A 19383-nucleotide genomic window follows, 5' to 3' on the forward strand; every position below is an offset into this window, starting at 1 on the left:
AACGATACCTTTAATGATAACGAACATAAATAACGTATATCGATAACGAACAAAGATAGGTGTAATTCATTTTGAAAGTGATTGATGAAAAGTGCTTTATAAAAAGTAAAAGCAGTAAGGTTGCGAAGTATTTTCTCCGGAGTATTTTTTTGTTTCTGGCCTCTAGTTATTTTGTGCATAGCGAAACGAACGTCAGTGCTAACAATACTACGGGCAACGCGACTAATAAGACGACAAGCAATATCAATGCAGATGAATTTACTCATGCGGGTGGCAGTAAACCTTTTTCTCATCCGATTAAGATGAATGATGCCGAATTTGATCAGTATATTCTTGGCCGCTCCTTTTTCACTATTCCATGGGTAGAAGCACCCAGTGCCACAACGGCACGAGATGGATTAGGCCCTCATTTTAGTTCGAATACTTGTGTCAGTTGCCACAACAATAACGGCAGTGCGCCAACCATTAGCGACAAAAACCAACCATTACGCAGTTTAGTGTTTAAGTTAACACAGCCGAGTAAACATTCATTACGTTGGTTAGTGAATAATATTGATACGCCAATGCACGATAGTGTGCCTGATCCCATTTACGGTGCCCAAGTCTCAATAAGAGGCAACGGCAAGGTAAAACCAGAAGCACAAACAAGATTAAAAACTGAATCTCATTCTTTTACCTATCCTGATGGTCAATCACTATCGTTAACTCGTTTTATTCCTTATTTGGAAAAATTAGCCTACGGACCATTAGCGAAAGATACCGTGATTGCATTAAGGCAACCACCTACATTAGCGGGTTTACGATTAATAGAACAAGTTTCAAATGAACAAATTCTTGCATGGGAAGACCCACTTGATGCAAACAAAGACGGTATTAGTGGTCGTGCAAACTGGTTAAACGCAGCAGATCAAGCTGAAAAAATATTAGGGCGTATGAATTGGAAAGCCAGTGCACCTAATATTGTTGGACAAACTGCCAATGCCGCTGCGCATGATTTGGGTCTAACCAATCCTTTTTTCCCTGAAGAACTTTGCCAACCAGCACAAGCTGACTGCATTGCTGCACCTCGAGGCGATCAAACAAGATTAGGTAGTTTAGATTTACCTATGTTGCGTTTACAAGCCATTGCTTCTTTTATTCGTGACCATAAAGCACCTCAATCTATTGCGTTAGATACCACCGCACGTCAAGGAAAAGCATTATTTGAAGAAGTCGGTTGTGGCGGTTGCCATCGCTCAACATTAACGACGACTAAAGGAGTTGAATTTCACCCTTATTCTGATTTACTCTTGCACGATATGGGTGAGGCACTACAAGATGGACGGCCAGAGTTTCTCGCAACTGAACGAGAATTTCGTACTGCGCCTTTATGGGGAGTAGGGGCTCGTGTTCGTGCACAACATCGTTTTTTACATGATGCACGAGCGAAAACACCGGAAGAAGCGATTCTTTGGCACGGTGGAGAAGCTGAAACAGCTAAATCAACATTTATTAAATTAGACCAAACTGAGCGTTTGGCCTTGTTACACTTTCTGGAGCAAATATGAAAATTTTTACCCCCCTGTCATTGGTTTGTTTACTGAGCGTACCTGCTCTAAGTTATGCAGACCAGAATAATACAGTGGTGAAAGACCCTTATGCTTCTATTTATGACAATGTTATTCAACACAATGCGAATAACGCAGTGCAATATTGTGCAGATTTACAAACGTCTTTAGAAAGCAAATCAAGTGATGTGCGCCACCAAGCATTTGTGCAACTGGCTGAAGGCTGGGGACGAGTCCAAGCAAGTTACATTCTTGGTGATTATGATATGAATGCCATGGATTACCCGTTGATGGTTGATTACTTTCACAGCGGCAATGAAGATATTCATGAAAGTATTGAACGTTTAATAGGGCGTGATTCAAAACCCTCGACCGCCTTGTATAAAAACTCTTATAAAACCATGGGCGCTATCGACTCGGTAATGTTCAGTGGAGAATGGTCTGAACGTAGAAAAGAGTTTGCTGAAGTAATGGTTGCCAACGTGTGTAAACGATTTACGCAGATTAGTGAGGGTTATAAAGCCAATCGTGATGCGTTTCTTTTCGATGTAGACAAAGGACTATCATTAGTGGTAAATGCTGAGATTGAACATATTTATAAAACACGAGATTGGCGTATTGCACAAGTGAGTGGGTTAACTAAAGCCAATCTTGGTGAAACTAAACCTGAGCATCAACAATACCCATACAGTGAAGCATCTTGGGCATTTATCGGTGGAATTTTAGAAACTAATAAGCAACTTTTAGGTGAAGATCAACAACCGAATGTAGCGACTATTGCTTATGAAAAGCACGGTAAAGAAGGTATTCATGCTGTGCAAGTGGCGTTAGCGTCTTCATTGGAAGCTTATAAAAATACACCTGTTGATCATAACTTTAATTTAAATGACATGATCCCAATATTTCAGGGATTGTTAGATGTTCAAAAAGCCTTTTACAGACACTTAGTGAGTCAAATTGGCGTATCGGCGAATTTAATTGATGCAGATGGCGATTGATACACCCTTAGCGTTATTCATGAATGGCAGTAGCCGCATATTCTGGGGTTACCTTATTGTCAGTACTGTCATCGCAATTGGTTGGTATGTCTTTAAAGTGGGGGCAATTTCAGCACCCACGTTAAAGGCTTATTGGTTTAATGCTGACTCAAAATTAGATTACCGTTATTTTGTATTCAATTGGATATTCAAGGCACTGTTTATTGTGCCTGTTCTGTTGTCAGCGAACACCGTTGCCCTATGGACATTGAATTGGTTGAATTCGGTATCGGAGCCTTTATTTTTATCTTGGTATTATCGCGATATTATGGTGGCGTATACCCTAAGTTTATTCGTGCTCGGTGATGTTAGCCGCTATTGGTTGCATCGCTGGCTGCATACCAATCGTTGGTTATGGAAGTTTCATCAGGTACATCATAGTGCTGAATCATTGAATCCATTGACCTTTTATCGTTTGCATCCGGTAGAAATTATGCTGTATGCATTACGTAATGCATTGGTTGCTGGTGTGGTGACGGGGATCTTTGTTTTTTGTTTTGGTGCACGGCTTAATCTTTATTCGGTATTAGGTGGGAATGCCTTTGTTGTCATTCTATTTTCTTTTACTGGTAACTTGAGACACAGCCATATTCGTCTGAGTTATGGGCGTTGGTTAGAGCGTTTATTAATATCGCCAGCACAACATCAAGTTCACCATCAACAGAAAAACATACACAAAAACTTAGGCAGTGTATTCGCTCTTTGGGACTGGGTATTTGGAACATTAAGGTTATCAAAAGACGTGCCTATAGACCAAAAATTTGGTTTAGGATGTGGTAAAAGGGAAAAATTTGATGGCATTATAAAAATTATTATTCAGCCATTTTTTGATATTTACAGAAGTATTAGACGGAATTGAAATGAAAAAAATATTGTATTGTTTATTAGTATTAGTCACTTGTACAAACGCAGCGAATGCTGCCAATCAACTCACCGAAGCTGAATTAGGACAGATATTATTTTTAGATACTGCCTTTTCTACTAACCGAACCATGTCTTGTTCGACGTGTCATGAACCTACAAAAGGGTTTACGGATCATCGTGTAAATGCATCAAAAAACATCGTTTCGCTAGGCGATGATAGTATGTCATTAGGTTCACGTAACACGCCGATGGCAGCTTATTCAAATACCTCACCGTCGTTCCATTTTGATGAGGTATTAAAAGAATATGTGGGAGGACAGTTTTTAGATGGTCGTGCCAATACATTAGCAGACCAAGCCATGGGGCCACCATTAAACCCTGTAGAAATGGGACTGCCTAATGCTGAAACATTAGTTGAACGGATCCAGGAAAATCCTTTTTATGTTGCTACGTTTAAGCGGCTGTACGGTGACAACGTCTTTGACCCATCATCGACAGAGGCTGTATTACCTGCTTTTCAAGCCTTTGCAAATGCAATACAAGCATTTGAAAATACTAAACAGTTTGCTAGTTACGATAGTAAGTATGATCGTTTTTTAAAAGGAGAATATGACTTAACAGTATTGGAAGATCTAGGACGTACTTTATTTTTCTCAAATAACAATGTGAATTGTAATAGCTGTCATTTATTGAAAACAGAAGACAGTAAAGAAGAACCTTTTACTAACCATCAATATCGTAACATCGGTGTACCTTCTAATATCGATTTAATAAGTTTAGGCCATTTAAAAGCTGATTTTATTGACCATGGTTTATTAGAAAACCCAGCAGTAGATGACCCTAAATATGATGGTAAATTTAAGAACCCATCATTACGTAATGTCGCCGTCAGTGGGCCTTATATGCATAATGGTGTGTTTAAAGAGTTACGTACCGTGATGGAGTTCTATGACCATTATAATAACGTCGAACGATCTATTAACCCTGAAACAGGTAAACCTTGGCGAGCGCCAGAAGTGCCTAATACGGTAGACAAAGAAGATCTTAGCGCACATGCATTAACTGATCGTAAAATCGATGCCTTGGTGGCTTTCATGAAAATATTAACTGATAAACGTTACGAGCCGCTTTTGGAAGAACAAGAAAAGAGTAAGTAAGCGTTAAGCGCCGAGCATAAGAACTAAAAAGTCACAGCCAAGCGTTAAGTTAGGCATACTCAAACTACAGAGTAGTTAGTGGTTTAAACTCTGTTAATCGCGTTAATTTTTAGTTATAAAAAAGCCCATTCAGAATGGGCTTTTTTTGTGCTTGTTAATTTTTGTACTTAATAAGCACCTGTCGATTTAACTAATACGTTTGTATTTAATACGTGTAGGTTCAACTGCGGCAGCGCCGTATGTTTTCTTCATCCATGCTTCATAATCACTGTAGTTACCTTCATAGAAGTTTACTTTACCTTCATCACGGTAATCAATGATGTGTGTTGCAATGCGGTCTAAGAACCAACGGTCATGCGAAATCACCATGGCACAACCTGCAAAGCCAAGTAGGGCATCTTCAAGTGCACGTAATGTTTCTATATCTAAATCATTGGTTGGTTCATCGAGTAACAATAAGTTACCGCCAGACTTAAGCAGTTTAGCCAAATGTAAACGTCCGCGTTCACCACCTGATAAATCACCTACGATTTTAGACTGGTCTGACCCTTTAAAGTTAAAGCGACCTAAATAAGCACGACTTGGTATTTCAATATTACCCACTTGGATAATATCGCTACCACCAGAGACTTCTTCAAATACGCTGAGTTTATCATCCATGTGGTCACGGAACTGATCAACACTGGCCATTTGCACTGATTCACCAATGATTATTTCACCAGAGTCAGGTTTTTCAGTGCCATCTAACATTTTAAATAATGTAGATTTACCTGCACCATTGGCACCGATGATACCGACGATCGCCCCTTTAGGAATGCTGAAACTTAAATCATCAATTAACACTCGGCCATCAAATGATTTAGTTAAGTTATTAACATCAATTACTTGATCACCTAAACGTTGACCTGTTGGAATAAATAGCTCATTGGTTTCATTACGTTTTTGGAAATCTTGATTATTAAGTTCTTCAAAACGAGATAAACGTGCTTTGCTTTTAGACTGGCGTCCTTTCGCATTTGAACGAACCCATTCCAGCTCTTGTTCAATTTGGCGCTGACGTGCTTTCTCTTGTCCTGCCTCTTGTTTTAAGCGTTCATCTTTTTGTTCTAACCAAGACGAGTAGTTACCTTCCCATGGAATACCGTAACCACGGTCTAATTCTAAGATCCAACCTGCTACATTATCTAGGAAGTAACGGTCATGGGTAATCGCCACAACAGTTCCTTCATAATCATGTAAGAAGCGTTCTAACCAAGCAACAGATTCCGCATCCAAGTGGTTGGTTGGTTCGTCTAGTAATAACATGTCTGGTTTTTCAAGTAACAAACGACATAACGCAACACGTCGACGTTCACCACCAGACAGTACTTTTATCGGTTGATCCCAAGCTGGTAAACGTAGCGCATCGGCAGCACGTTCTAATTGATTATCAAGATTATGTCCGTCATGTGCTTGAATAATATCTTCAAGTTGACCTTGGCGTTTAGCCAACGCATCAAAATCTGCATCTTCTTCAGCATAAGCAGCATAAACCGAATCTAATTCTGTTAAAGCGGATTTAACTTCAACAACGGCTTCTTCAACCACTTCACGTACATTTTTTTCAAGATCTAATGTTGGCTCTTGTGCAAGATAACCGATTTTAGTGCCTGTTAATGCGCGTGCTTCACCTTCAAATTCTTGGTCGATGCCCGCCATAATGCGTAATAAGGTTGATTTACCTGAACCATTCAAACCTAGTACACCGATTTTAGCGCCTGGGAAAAAGCTAAGTGAGATATCTTTTAAAATTGTTCGCTTCGGCGGAACAACTTTGCTGACACGGTTCATGGAGAAAATAAATTTATCTGGAAGAGCCATAATGAGACCTTTTTATCGAATGAATTTTATAGAGGGCTATTGTAGGGGCTTGCAATTAGCTGCGTCAATAAGATGCACGCGATATATTGAAATTGCTCGAGCAAGAGTTAGGGTAAGCCATTAATCGTGTATGTAATAGGTGTATTTCACCAATTAATGCCTATTTAACAGTTTATTTCTGAAGAGTTTATTTCTTTTAACATTAGTAGGGCTTTATTGATCGAGTTAAGGTTATGAACCCTATTATCAAATCATTACTAATATCGAGAACATTGACCAGAATACTACCTAAAAATGACGGAAACTTAACACCTAACATTAACATTAACACCTAACACTGAACATTAGGCGTTAATGCGTTTAATAATTAGTTTAAGGTTCAGTGACGACTGCAGCGGCTAATTTAGCCTCTTTATCAAGGTCTGTTTCAAACCCTTTTTGAGCCCAATACCCAGATAGAATAGATCCTGAAATGTTGTGCCATAGCGAGAAAACAGTGCCGGGAATTGCGGCAGCAGGCGAGAAGAACTTCATTGCTAAAACAGCTGCAAGACCTGAGTTTTGTAAACCTACTTCAAAGGCAATGGTACGGCTCGTTTTTTCATCAAACCCTAATAACTTGGTAATGAAGTAGCCAGAAAATAGGCCGATGCTGTTATGAATAATCACTGCTAGCATCACAATCGGACCGACATCTGTTAATTTACCCGCGTTTAGTGCAACCACAATAGCAATAATTATCACGATTGATAGCATTGAAATAAGCGGTAATAGAGAAGAGATAGCTTGTACTTGTTTATTTAAAAATGAATTTATCAAGATACCAATAGCAATCGGTAACACCACTATTTTAAGTAAACTAATAAAGATCGGTAACATAGGGAAGTCCACGCTTTGACCCACTAATAAACCACTGATGACAGGAGTTAATACCACGCCAACTAATGTTGATAACGCAGTCATGGTGATTGATAATGCAACATCTCCCTTTGCTAAATAACACATTACGTTTGATGATGTGCCACCTGCAACGCTACCCACTAAAATCATACCGACAGTTAATTCTGTGTCTAATTGCAAAAAGTAACACACTAAAAAAGCCGTAATTGGCATAATAGTAAATTGCAATAACATGCCAACACCGATTGCTGATTTTTTATTGATGACATTTTTAAAATCTTGCAGCGTTAATGTCAGGCCCATACTTAGCATGATCAACATTAGTAATGGAACAATATAGCTTTTTATCCCAACAAATAGGTGAGGAGAGAAAAAAGCAACGCCAGCAAAAAGAATGGCCCAAACGGGAAATAGCTTGATTAGTTTATTCAACATTTAAATCCTTTTATAATTAGTTAATTTTATAGTTAATGAGATAGGGAGAATAAATTTATCATAAAATGTAAAAACGTATATGTTTAGTTGTACACCAACAAAATTTTAAGTGCTTTTTGGAGGTTAATTAAATGTTAAAAAGCAAATTTTGTTGATGCTTTTTCAATGCTATAAATATTTTTAATAAAATAAATTTTATTGCTGAAATCATTATAAAAAATATGTTATAAAGACCTCCTCTGAATCGTTATTTACCTTTCAACTTGTAAAATATTTTACTTTTGAATGAGTTAGACGTCCGTCTCAACGTTTTCAATTATCAGCATATCAATTAACAAAAACAGCAATCGCTAAGGTGAATCAATGAGCACAAAACCATACCAAACTGTTAATCGGCAACGTTATCGATTAGCAGAGGGTGGTTCCTTTGAGATGCATTTGAGTCAAGATTTAGTGATCAGTGAAGAGCCTCTCAACATTGTATTGCACTGGACATGCCAGGAAACTGGTGAACTGCTTGAAAAAACCTTGATGGTCACCATGAGAACCCCCGGAGATGATGCTTCGTTAGTGACTGGATTATTATTATCGCATGCAGTTATCGAGCATGCAGAGCAAATTCAATCAATTATCAGTTCTGAACTTAATCAATGTGACATTACCTTAGCAGCATCGGTTGTGTTAGATTGGGAATCATTAACGCGACATTTTATTAGCCATTCAGGCTGTGGTATTTGTGGCACCAGTAATGTGAAGAAGCTAGCACATACTTTTAATGTCACTATCGATGAAACGCCACAGTGGGTACCAGTCTCTGCTTTACTTACATTCTCAGCGCAATTACGGCAGCAACAGTCTTTATTTTCTTTAACGGGTGGTGTTCACAGTGCTGGCATATTCTCTTTGCAAGCCTGCTTATCAGTGAAAGAAGATGTGGGTCGACATAATGCAGTGGATAAAGTGATTGGTGATTTATTGACACAGAGTAAGCTTGCTAATCAATCTATCTTAATGCTCAGTGGACGCATCAGTTTCGAACTTATGCAAAAAGCGGTTGCCGCAAAAATTCCTGTGGTCGTTGCGATAGGCGCACCTTCAAGTTTAGCGATAGCAGTAGCAAAACAATTTAACATCACTTTAATAGGCTTTGTCAGTGAGCATACTTTTAATGTCTACCACGGTGACTTTCGTTTACAAAAACAACATTAATAACCATTACAAATGATAGGTAGGCATTATGAGTGTTAAAAAATATACAGCAGCAGCTGGTGGTTGGGGTTCACTTGCAAGTACAGCCAAACATTTATTACACAGTGAGAACGTAGCAAAAAACGTCTTAAATTTACTCAAAACCAATCAAGATCATGGTTTCGATTGTCCCGGGTGCGCTTGGGGTGAAGAGGGAAAAAAAGAACGTTTTCGCTTTTGTGAAAATGGTGCAAAAGCGGTTAACTGGGAAGCGACTTCTCGCCGTTTAACACCTGAGTTTTTTGCTGAGAATAGCGTGTCTGCCTTACGTAAACAAAGTGATTACTATTTAGAAGATCAAGGGCGTCTTTCTGACCCGATGCTGTATCAGGCAGAAAAAGATTGCTATGTGCTAATTAGTTGGGATGATGCTTTTTCATTGATTGCACAACACCTTAATGGCTTAGAAAGCCCTAATCAAGCAGAGTTTTATACCTCTGGCAGAGCAAGTAACGAAGCTGCCTTTTTATATCAGCTAATGGTAAGAAAGTTTGGCACTAATAACTTTCCTGACTGCTCAAACATGTGCCACGAAGCCAGTGGTTATGCATTAAAACAAGCTATTGGTGTCGGTAAAGGTACTGTAACGCTAGAAGACTTTGACCATGCTGATGCCATTTTTGTGTTCGGTCAAAACCCAGGAACCAACCATCCTCGAATGTTACATACCTTAAGCCATGCTGCACAACGTGGTGCCAGTATTGTGACCTTTAATACCTTAAGAGAGAGAGGTTTAGAACGCTTTGCTAATCCTCAATCACCTGCCCATATGATGCTTGGTGGTGAAACGAAACTCACTAGTCAATATTATACGCCTAATTTAGGGGGCGATATGGCTGCCGTGCGCGGCATAGTAAAAGTACTGTTAAAGCGCCATAACCAAGCACTTGAAAACGGTGATCATGTATTCAATGTTAAATTTATTGAACAGCATACTAGTGGTTTAGATGCCTACTTAGAACAAGTAGATGCAACGCCTTGGTCATTAATTACTGAGCAATCAGGATTATCTAAAAAGCAGATAAAATCAGCAGCGGATATTTACCAACAAGCGAAACGGGTTATTTTCACTTGGGCAATGGGGATCACTCAACATAAACACTCAGTGCCTACGATCAATGAAATGACTAACCTACAGTTGTTATTTGGCAACATTGGCAATAAAGGTGCTGGTTTATGTCCTGTTCGTGGTCACTCTAATGTGCAAGGTGACCGCACCATGGGTATTGATGAAAAACCTAATGCCACGCTACTTAATAACATTGAAAAAACTTTTAATTTCACGCCTCCCGTAGAGCATGGCCATAATGCCGTACAAGCAGTGGAAGCGATGTTGCGTGGTGATAGCAAAGTGTTTATCGGTTTGGGTGGCAACTTTGTGGCGGCGATGCCTGACTCTGAAGTCACTCGCCAAGCAATGAGTCGCTGTGATTTAACCGTTAATATTGCGACTAAACTTAATCGAACTCATTTATACCCAGGCAAGTCCGCATTGATTTTACCTTGTTTAGGCCGAACAGATATCGATTTACAGGCGGGTAAATCTCAAAAAATCACAGTGGAAGATTCATTTTCCATGGTGCATAGTTCGCAAGGGGTAATAAAAAGTGACACAAGACAAATGCGTTCTGAGCCTGCGATTATTGCTGGCATAGCGCAAGCAACATTAGGTAGTTCTCCAATTAATTGGTTAGATACAGTTCGAAACTATGATCTTATTCGCGACTATATTAGCCAAACTATTCCTGGCTTTAGCGATATGAACCAACGTTTGCAAGCACCAGGTGGGTTCTATTTAGGTAATGCTGCCGGGCGAAGAGAATGGAATACCAGCGATCAAAAAGCACAATTTCATAGTGCACCTTTACCCGATGCAATTATTTCAGCCTCGCAACGAGCTTTAACTAAAAACCGTATTTTTGTTTTACAAACACTGCGTTCTCACGACCAATACAACACCACTATTTATGGCTTTACAGATAGATACCGTGGTTTGAGTGGAGACCGTAATATTATCCTTCTTAACGAAAGTGATATAACCGCATTAGGGTTAAAAACCGGTGATAAAGTGGATATCGAAGCACTCTGGGGAGATGAAGTGGTGAGGGAAGTGACTAATTTTACTTTGCTTGCCTATGATATTCCTACAGGTAACGCTGCCGCTTATTATCCAGAAGCAAACCCATTAGTGGCGTTGGCTAACTATGGCGACTTTACTTTCACGCCAAACTCAAAATCGATTGCGATTGTGATCTCCGCAGCTAAAAACCCGTTACCTGAGCGTATCGTATAAACTGTTTTTCCCGAATTGAGGGGCTGATAAAACAGCAAAAGGTTATTAGCGATACGTTAATAACCTTTTTTAGTACTTCTTACCTTACCTATTAATTTTATTACTTTTATTACTTAACCTTCACTTATTAGCATTAGTATTTAACGCCTGAATCTAATCTTGTCGCTTTCATAACTTTTACGCTTTGTCATAATTGTGAGAGAGAGAATATTGTGAGCACATATTTAAATAAGCGTAATTATTATCTTCACTTAACATAAATTAATTAGTATTACTTTTATGCAATTTGATGTTCGCAGCATTTCACACTATTTACTCTATGCAATAGCACAAAGATTGCGTAAAATGCGCAACTTCAAATTGACTTATACTTACAATTCCTAGCAGGAGATGCACATGTTTAACCGAGATATGAATATTGCTGATTACGACCCAGAATTATGGCAATCAATGACTGATGAAGTACAACGCCAAGAAGATCACATTGAGCTTATTGCGTCTGAAAACTACACTAGTCCACGTGTTATGGAAGCACAAGGTAGTCAATTAACAAATAAATACGCAGAAGGTTACCCTGGTAAGCGTTATTACGGTGGTTGTGAATATGTTGATGTTGCTGAATCTTTAGCAATTGAACGTGCTAAATCTTTATTTGCTGCAGACTACGCAAACGTACAGCCACATGCTGGTTCTCAAGCAAATAGTGCTGTTTACGCTGCATTATGTGCACCTGGCGACACGGTTTTAGGTATGAGCCTTGCACACGGTGGTCACTTAACGCACGGTGCATCAGTTAGCTTCTCTGGTAAAATTTACAATGCAGTTCAATATGGTATCAACCCAGATACAGGTGTTTTAGATTACGCTGAAGTTGAGCGCCTAGCTGTTGAACACAAGCCAACAATGATTGTTGCAGGTTTCTCTGCATACTCAGGCATTGTTGATTGGGCTAAATTCCGTGAAATCGCAGATAAAGTAGGTGCTTACCTGTTTGTTGATATGGCGCATGTTGCTGGTCTAGTGGCTGCGGGTCTGTACCCTAACCCTGTACCATTTGCTGACGTTGTTACAACAACTACGCATAAAACATTAGGCGGTCCTCGCGGCGGTCTTATCCTTGCTAAAGCTAATCCTGCGCTTGAGAAAAAATTAAACTCAGCTGTATTCCCTGGTGCTCAAGGCGGTCCATTAATGCACGTCATCGCTGCTAAAGCGGTAGCATTTAAAGAATGTGCTGAACCTGCGTTTAAAGAATACCAACAAAATGTATTAGACAACGCTAAAGCAATGGTTAAAGTATTCCAAGATCGTGGTTACAAAATCGTTTCTAACGGTACTGAAAACCACCTTTTCCTAGTTGACTTGATTGCTCAAGACATTACAGGTAAAGAAGCTGATGCTGCGCTAGGTCTTGCCCACATTACCGTGAATATGAACTCAGTACCAAATGATCCACGTTCTCCATTTGTTACATCTGGCCTACGTATCGGTACACCTGCATTCTCACGTCGTGGTGCAAACACTGCTGACGCTGCTGAACTAGCGGTTTGGATCTGTGACGTACTTGATGCGATTAAAGATGAAGAAAAACTAGCAGCAACAATCGAAGCTGTTAAAGTGAAAGTCGCTAAATTCTGTGCTGAACACCCTGTTTACTCGTAAACTAGATGCTTATCTGAATCGCTTTATCGGTTAGACTTTAAAAATAACTGACAAACGGCTTTTTTAAAATCCGCTCTTGTTAAACAAGTGCGGATTTTTTATTGTATTTTTAAAATGTTTAGCTGAGAATTAATTTTTAGTTGGGCATTGAAGGAATTGATTTATTCATTTCTTTATTATCTATAAAAAATAAGTTAGTAAATTGATTCAAAAGGAAAGTGCTGACATTTTCCTGCCAACGGAACAGACGTTTTAGGATTAAAAACTACGATACGTCCGTACTATGAATCACTACTTTATTTACAGTTATTTAACTGTTTTTAATTTTTCTTTCCGCTATTGCTTTAATTGTGATTCATTACTTAAATACTGTGGCATTGCTTCAACTGCTCTAGTCTGTGGATTAACATTCTCAAGGGGTTTAAAGGTAACAATTCAAATAATCACTTTACCATCCACCATGATTGGTAGGTTTATTTCTGTTGTTTCACTTAAAGGACAGACTCTTGATCTTTTATGTTCATATTATTTCTTATGTAATTTAATGTGTTGTAGCAAATAAATCAGCATTAATTATGCCTGAATTATTGTGGGATCATAAAAACGTTTTATTTATTTAATCAAGGTGAAATGGTAGGTGGGCTATTTAGGTGGGTATTCTAAATGCTGTTTGAGCTTATTATTTACTGCATACCCAACAATAGGTCTGCTATTTGTCAGATAAATATGTAACAAAATAAATAACACATTTTGTCTTTTTTAAAACAATTTCCTTGAACCCATTATGGAATCTATATTTATCATGTATTTGCATGTAAAATACCTATTAGTAGACAGGGAAGATTTTAACGTGTCAAATGGTAATTAATAAGTTTATGTTTTGTCATTTTTTAAGTGATCTATTTAATCGATAAAAATTAACTTTTTTATTCAAGGTCAATGTTTTTATTGAGCATATTACAATAATAAATCAAAGCGATTAGGCTGCTTAAAATAGATTCTTTTCTCTAAGGCTTTCAAAAAATAAAGCCAACTCACCCATTCCCTTCTAGGAAGTAAGTGGGTAAGAGTAATTATATTTTAATAATTTTAGATAATGTAGAGAAAATAGATTGACTAAACTTGCAACGACAACTGCGTTCGAAAATGAGACCTCACATTGGCTAGACTGGCAATGTAGCATGATCTCAAATGTAAAATGTGGAGGTATATTTCTAACAAAAGAAGAACAAGATGAGCTGCAAGTCATCGCACTTTGGCCAAATGCTAGCTCTCTCTCTTCAACGTTGACCACGGTTGCAATAAATACCATTAAAAACGCTTCAGGAGACGTCAATAAAACAGTTGATGATGGTTCGCAACTTATTGATTATATTTCTAATCCACTTGTCCTTCGAGGACAAGTGGTGGGCACTGTTGTTCTTGCTGTTGGCGCTCGTTCAGAGCAACAGTGCCAAGCTGTATTGCAATTATTACAGTGGGGGAGTGTTTTCCTAGAAAAAATGTTGGAACGAAAAAGTGCACAACAATACCACGATGCTACACTCGCACTGAATGCGCTTGCATTACTTGCTGTCAATGAGCCTTTAGCGGTAAATGGATACCATTTTTGTAATTTTATTGCGGATCATTTTGACTGTACCAGAGTAGAACTCGGCTTGGTTAAAGGTTTACAAGTGCAAGTGCTAAGTGTATCGCATCAACTCCATTTTGACCGTCGTATTGAGCGAATTAAACAAGTCGAATTTGCTATGGAAGAGTGTATCGAGCAAAATCAAAATATTATTTTCCCCGCTCTCTCAAAGCAAAAAAATTCTGTTATTCATAAACATACCCAACAGTTACTCAATGATCAAAATAGCGCAGTTTGTTCGATTATTTTACGTGATGACGAGAGCCCGATTGGTGTATTAACACTCGTTTGTGAGGAGAGTAATCGCTTTAATCCCGAAGTGATTAAACGACTGATGACTATTGCCGATAGTATCGCGCCAGTTATCCGTTTACATATGAATAATTCGTTACCACTTTGGAAAAAAGCAGCGAATAATATTAAACAGCAACTACATCGATTAATCGGCCCCGGGTACTTTCGTACTAAATTTATTGCGCTGACAAGTATCATTCTAATAGGGCTTTTAACGCTGTTGCAAACGGAGCATATTATTACTGCGCCAGCTTCGGTTGAAGGTAAAGTGCAACAGGCGATTGTTGCTCCTTTCAGCAGTTATATCGCAACAGCTAAGGTGAGAGCGGGTGACTTGGTTGAAAAAAATCAAGTTTTGGCAACGTTAGATGATAGAGATTTACAACTTGAATATGATAAGTGGTCTAGCGAACGAGACAAACAAGCGAAAGAATACCATCAGGCTTTAGCACAGCGAGACCGTGCTCAAATCAGCATACTAAAAGCTAGCATCGCACAAACTGATGCTCAATTAGAGAGTATTGAGGAACGACTGCTGCATACTCAATTAAAGGCGCCATTTAGTGGTTTATTAGTTAGTGGAGATTGGAGCCAATCGCTTGGCGCACCGGTTGAGCGAGGACAATTACTTTTTGAGGTGATACCGGCTAAAAATTATCGTGTAACACTACAAGTTGATGAGCATGATGTTGCTAATCTGATGTCGGGGCAAAATGCAAATTTACGTTTAACAGGTTTATCTGATCAATTAATTCAATTGCGCATTTCACAGATATTTCCCATCGCCTCAGTGACGCAGGGCAGTAATAATTTCCGTGTAGAGTCGGACATCATCGCCCCCCCCGAAGGGTTGCGTCCTGGTATGCAGGGAACCGCAAAGATCGTTGCTGGTCGTGGTAGTTTATTAAGTGTTTGGACTGATTCGCTAGTTTCTCGGTTACGCCTTTGGGCTTGGTCTTTAGGGTTCTAATCGATGAATAAACCACAGCAAACTTCATCCCTATGGCAATATGTAGCGGAGTTACGCCCTTATCTGCGCAAGCATGTGAAAATTCTTGTACAAGATTATCGTGGAGAGCGTTGGTACCTTCTGCATGATCAATCAGGTGGTAAATTTACTCGATTTAATGCCACTGCCTATGAAGTGATTGGCAGATTAAATGGTGATTTCTCAATGCAGGAAATCATGTACTTGGCCAATAAAAATCGCGAAAAAGATGAATTACTTGAAATTGAAGATATATTAAATATTTTGGCGCAATTGCAACGAGCAGAAGTCTTGCGTAACGGTCTTCCTGTTGGTAAGCAAGAGGTGCTAAACCGCTATTATCAATCACAAAATTCAAAAAAATCAGTGATAAGTAACCCACTAGCAATTCGAATTCCCTTGTTTGACCCAGACCGACTATTGAATTACTTAGCTCCCTTTGCAAGGTTTATTTTTTCAGTAAAAGGACTTTGGATCTGGTTGATAACAATCGTTGCTGCACTTCTTTTAGCGGTGGTCAATATGCAATCCATCGTAGCGGCTGTTGCAGATAAAAGCCTTAGTCCCTCTGAGTTATTAGCTTTTTGGCTGATCTATCCTGTGATTAAAATATTGCATGAGTTAGGTCATGGCATGGCGGTCAAAGCCGGCGGAGGCGAGTCACATGACACCGGCATTACACTGCTATTATTTATGCCCGTACCTTATATTAATGCATCTGCATCATGGGCATTTCGCGATAAACGTCGTCGAGCGATAGTTGCTGCTGCAGGTATTTTGGTTGAACTGTTTTTAGCTGCATTAGGACTATTTGTTTGGCTGCTTAGCGAACCTGGCCTTGTTCATGAAATTGCATTTAATACGATGCTTATTAGTGGTGTCTCTACACTGTTATTTAACGGTAACCCACTATTACGTTACGACGGTTATTATGTGCTATCCGACCTTATTGAAATTCCAAACTTAGCTTCTCGTGCAAGCCAGTTTTATCTCTACTTAATTCAGAAATATGCACTTGGAATAAAAGGTTCACAATCACCTGTCAGCGCGCATGGCGAGTCAGCCTGGTTCCTTTTTTATGGTTTAGCATCACCACTTTATCGTTTGTTAGTGTTGATAGGTATTGCGCTGTATTTACCCAGTGAATTTTTTATTATCGGAGTAATTTTAGCGAGCTGGGCGATATTTAAACAAATATTGAAACCATTGCTGCAAACACTTCATTTCCTGATCACTAGTCCGCGACTTGAAGCTCGCCGTGTTCGGGCTTTATCTACCTTAGGCTTAACTATCCTTATTTGTGGTAGTTTATTGCAAATCCCCGTGTCACTCACGACCCAAGCACAAGGTGTGATCTGGTTTGATGATAATGGGAAGATTTTAAGCCCTTCTAATAGTTTTGTTGAATCAGTTGTGGTTGACTCTGGCAGTGAGGTTCAAGCAGGAGAGCTACTGATAGTTTTAAAAGATAAATCATTGCTCACTGAACGTACTATATTAGAAGCTCGACTAAGAGAATTGAGCACAAAAAAACTATCTGAGAGAAATAACAGTCGGGTTCGTGGTGCGATGGTTGCCGACGACATTAAAGCCGTCACTGCAGAATTAAATAAAGTTAGAAAACAAGTGGATTCATTACAAATAATAAGCCCTGTTAAAGGTCGATTTATCTTGCATGATCCGCATCAGCTAAGAGGTCAATTTGTAAATCAAGGCAACATATTAGGTTACGTAATTCAAGATCAACAACCGATAGTACGTGCTGTAGTAAAACAAGAATATGCAGATTTATTACATTCAAAACCTGATTCCATTGAGGTCAAACTGCCCGGAAAAATGTCTGCTTCTATTCAAGGGATATTAATACGTGAAGTTCCTGCAGGTGGTTCAGCATTGCCTAGTATCGCGCTTGGTGCACTTGGTGGTGGTGAAATAAGTGTCGATATGCGAGATAAAACAGGCTTAACGGCCACAGAAAATGTTTTTCAATTAGATATTGCACTACCTGAAGGGACAAAAGTAACGGGTATTGGCGAGCGGGCTTATGTGCGCTTTAACCATGGTTCAGAATCTTTATGGGGACAATGGATGAGGGGCTTACAACGATTATTTTTAAGGTATTTAATCCCCTTAACGGCCTAAGTGCATTGCACTCTGTATTTTGTTTGATTGGTCGATTTAGTATCAAATGCTGAATAATACATCGATTATGTTTAGCATCATAACTTTGACAATTATTTGAATTAATAAAGTTATTTTATTTTTAATATACGTAAGGTTGAAATATAGATTTCAATTATTTGTTACTTTGCCGCTGTTTATATCAGCTCTCAATATGGCTTATGAAGGTCAGTGAGCAACAGCGTAATATCATATAAAAATGTGAGAATATTTATGAGTCGCATTAGACTTCAACATGGATTTTTATTATTAATTCTGCAGGTAACTTGGTTACCTGTCTTCGCGGCTGCGCAGGAAACTGATCCATTATTCAACGAGCTAGAGCTTTTAGATTGTGTTATCGACCCTAGTGAGACTGCTGAACTAGGTAGCCATATTCCGGGTGTATTACAATCAGTGAAGGTCGACCGTGGCGATTTTGTTAAAGCGGGAGACGTGATTGCAGTACTTGAATCAAAAGTCGATATGGCCTCACTTGAACTCGCTCGCACACGTGTCTCATTGACGGCTGAAATTGAATTAAGGCGTGCCAATGCAGAGTTTGGCGAACGACAAAGCAAGCGCATTGAAGATCTGTATAAACGTTCAATGGTATCTAGCAAAGAGATGGATCAAACGCAAACTGAAACTAAATTGACTCAACTACAGCTCAATCAGGCACTTGATAATCAAAAGCTAGCTGAACTGGAATATGCTCGCGCTCAGGCAGTCGTGGATCGTCATACCATTCGTAGCCCAATAACAGGTTTCATCATGGATCGCTTTAAAACGCTAGGTGAATATGTTGACGATCAACCTATTGTACGTATCGCACAACTCTCTCCTTTAAATGTTGAAGTTATTATTCCAGTAGAGCAAATGGGCAAAGTAGAAAAAGGAATGTTAGCAGACGTAAGATCAGATGCGGTCGATCAAACATGGCAAGCAACCGTTAGCCGTATTGATCGCGTTGCCGATGTCGCGAGTGGTACTTACGGCGTTCGTCTTACATTAGATAACCCAGATTATGAAATTCCTGCGGGTCTGCGCTGTAAAGTTAGTTTTATATCGCAAGGTAACGTAACGGAAACTCAAACTGCTAGCGTCACTCAATCTACTTATCACTCTATCGAGCAAGTGTCGGTTTCTAAAAATCTATCCGCAGAAGAGGAGCGCTCTTTTGTTGACCATCATTAAACCTATAGAAGGGTATATTGCGAATCTAATGTATTTATTACTAACGGGTTTCAAAGGCTCTACAAAATATGGTTTTCAGGGGAATCAACCTTATTCACTGTCTTATTT

The 19383-nt window shown here is 39.1% G+C and carries 12 protein-coding genes; 10 read left to right on the plus strand and 2 right to left on the minus strand.

The window, feature by feature from the left end; all coding sequences use genetic code 11:
* The first annotated feature begins 149 nt into the window (after window positions 1–149).
* From H5084_RS04150 to H5084_RS04165, 4 genes are read left to right on the plus strand one after another with little or no spacing between them, the layout of a single operon-like run.
* A complete protein-coding gene (locus H5084_RS04150) occupies window positions 150–1547 on the plus strand; it encodes a di-heme oxidoredictase family protein (protein WP_182689619.1) in 1398 nt (465 codons plus the stop codon).
* Window positions 1544–2545 carry a hypothetical protein gene (locus H5084_RS04155; RefSeq protein ID WP_182689620.1) on the plus strand — a complete coding sequence of 334 codons (1002 nt, stop codon included), beginning with the start codon at window positions 1544–1546 and terminating at the stop codon, window positions 2543–2545. The genes H5084_RS04150 and H5084_RS04155 overlap by 4 nt, the downstream gene beginning before the upstream one ends.
* Window positions 2529–3443: a sterol desaturase family protein gene (locus H5084_RS04160; protein WP_084296329.1), complete on the plus strand. Its 915-nt coding sequence runs from the start codon at window positions 2529–2531 to the stop codon at window positions 3441–3443. Before H5084_RS04155 ends, H5084_RS04160 begins: the two co-directional genes overlap by 17 nt.
* A 1-nt stretch (window position 3444) precedes the next feature.
* Window positions 3445–4605, plus strand: coding sequence for a cytochrome-c peroxidase (locus tag H5084_RS04165; protein WP_182689621.1), 1161 nt, complete (start codon window positions 3445–3447; stop codon window positions 4603–4605).
* 186 nt (window positions 4606–4791) lie between these two features.
* Here the strand turns inward: H5084_RS04165 and ettA are convergent, their stop codons facing one another.
* Both ettA and H5084_RS04175 read right to left on the minus strand, forming a co-directional pair.
* Window positions 4792–6465, minus strand: a complete 1674-nt coding sequence (ettA, locus tag H5084_RS04170) for an energy-dependent translational throttle protein EttA (protein ID WP_182689622.1) — start codon at window positions 6463–6465, stop codon at window positions 4792–4794.
* 372 nt (window positions 6466–6837) lie between these two features.
* Window positions 6838–7800, minus strand: a complete 963-nt coding sequence (locus tag H5084_RS04175) for a bile acid:sodium symporter family protein (protein ID WP_182689623.1) — start codon at window positions 7798–7800, stop codon at window positions 6838–6840.
* 363 nt (window positions 7801–8163) lie between these two features.
* Here H5084_RS04175 and fdhD point away from each other — a divergent pair, with 363 nt between their 5' ends.
* The 6 genes from fdhD (at window position 8164) to H5084_RS04205 (ending at window position 19275) form a co-directional block, all read left to right on the plus strand.
* Window positions 8164–9009 (plus strand): formate dehydrogenase accessory sulfurtransferase FdhD, encoded by an 846-nt coding sequence (gene fdhD / locus H5084_RS04180; protein ID WP_182689624.1) that lies wholly within the window; start codon window positions 8164–8166, stop codon window positions 9007–9009.
* Window positions 9010–9037: 28 nt separating this feature from the next.
* On the plus strand, window positions 9038–11341 hold the full coding sequence (locus tag H5084_RS04185; protein ID WP_182689625.1) for an FdhF/YdeP family oxidoreductase: 2304 nt from the start codon (window positions 9038–9040) through the stop codon (window positions 11339–11341).
* Between the two features lie 396 nt (window positions 11342–11737).
* Complete coding sequence (gene glyA / locus H5084_RS04190; protein WP_182689626.1) at window positions 11738–13003, plus strand: serine hydroxymethyltransferase; 1266 nt, start codon at window positions 11738–11740, stop codon at window positions 13001–13003.
* A gap of 1181 nt (window positions 13004–14184) precedes the next feature.
* The gene (locus H5084_RS04195; protein WP_182689627.1) at window positions 14185–15900 is read left to right on the plus strand and encodes an efflux RND transporter periplasmic adaptor subunit; all 1716 of its coding nucleotides are present in this window, start codon (window positions 14185–14187) and stop codon (window positions 15898–15900) included.
* 3 nt (window positions 15901–15903) lie between these two features.
* Complete coding sequence (locus tag H5084_RS04200) at window positions 15904–18060, plus strand: peptidase M50 (protein ID WP_182689628.1); 2157 nt, start codon at window positions 15904–15906, stop codon at window positions 18058–18060.
* A gap of 252 nt (window positions 18061–18312) precedes the next feature.
* Window positions 18313–19275 carry an efflux RND transporter periplasmic adaptor subunit gene (locus H5084_RS04205; protein ID WP_182689629.1) on the plus strand — a complete coding sequence of 321 codons (963 nt, stop codon included), beginning with the start codon at window positions 18313–18315 and terminating at the stop codon, window positions 19273–19275.
* Window positions 19276–19383: the final 108 nt, after the last annotated feature.

Source organism: Psychromonas sp. SR45-3, assembly GCF_014163575.1.
In the GTDB taxonomy this organism is placed as follows: domain Bacteria; phylum Pseudomonadota; class Gammaproteobacteria; order Enterobacterales; family Psychromonadaceae; genus Psychromonas; species Psychromonas arctica.

What these genes read in the sequence shown, in the direction of transcription:
- H5084_RS04175 (WP_182689623.1), bottom strand. Translation starts at nt 7,800, where the DNA reads ATGTTGAATAAACTAATCAAGCTATTTCCCGTTTGGGCCATTCTTTTT.
- H5084_RS04155 (WP_182689620.1), top strand. Translation starts at nt 1,544, where the DNA reads ATGAAAATTTTTACCCCCCTGTCATTGGTTTGTTTACTGAGCGTACCT.
- fdhD (WP_182689624.1), top strand. Translation starts at nt 8,164, where the DNA reads ATGAGCACAAAACCATACCAAACTGTTAATCGGCAACGTTATCGATTA.
- H5084_RS04200 (WP_182689628.1), top strand. Translation starts at nt 15,904, where the DNA reads ATGAATAAACCACAGCAAACTTCATCCCTATGGCAATATGTAGCGGAG.
- ettA (WP_182689622.1), bottom strand. Translation starts at nt 6,465, where the DNA reads ATGGCTCTTCCAGATAAATTTATTTTCTCCATGAACCGTGTCAGCAAA.
- H5084_RS04160 (WP_084296329.1), top strand. Translation starts at nt 2,529, where the DNA reads ATGCAGATGGCGATTGATACACCCTTAGCGTTATTCATGAATGGCAGT.
- H5084_RS04205 (WP_182689629.1), top strand. Translation starts at nt 18,313, where the DNA reads ATGAGTCGCATTAGACTTCAACATGGATTTTTATTATTAATTCTGCAG.
- H5084_RS04195 (WP_182689627.1), top strand. Translation starts at nt 14,185, where the DNA reads ATGATCTCAAATGTAAAATGTGGAGGTATATTTCTAACAAAAGAAGAA.
- H5084_RS04165 (WP_182689621.1), top strand. Translation starts at nt 3,445, where the DNA reads ATGAAAAAAATATTGTATTGTTTATTAGTATTAGTCACTTGTACAAAC.
- glyA (WP_182689626.1), top strand. Translation starts at nt 11,738, where the DNA reads ATGTTTAACCGAGATATGAATATTGCTGATTACGACCCAGAATTATGG.
- H5084_RS04185 (WP_182689625.1), top strand. Translation starts at nt 9,038, where the DNA reads ATGAGTGTTAAAAAATATACAGCAGCAGCTGGTGGTTGGGGTTCACTT.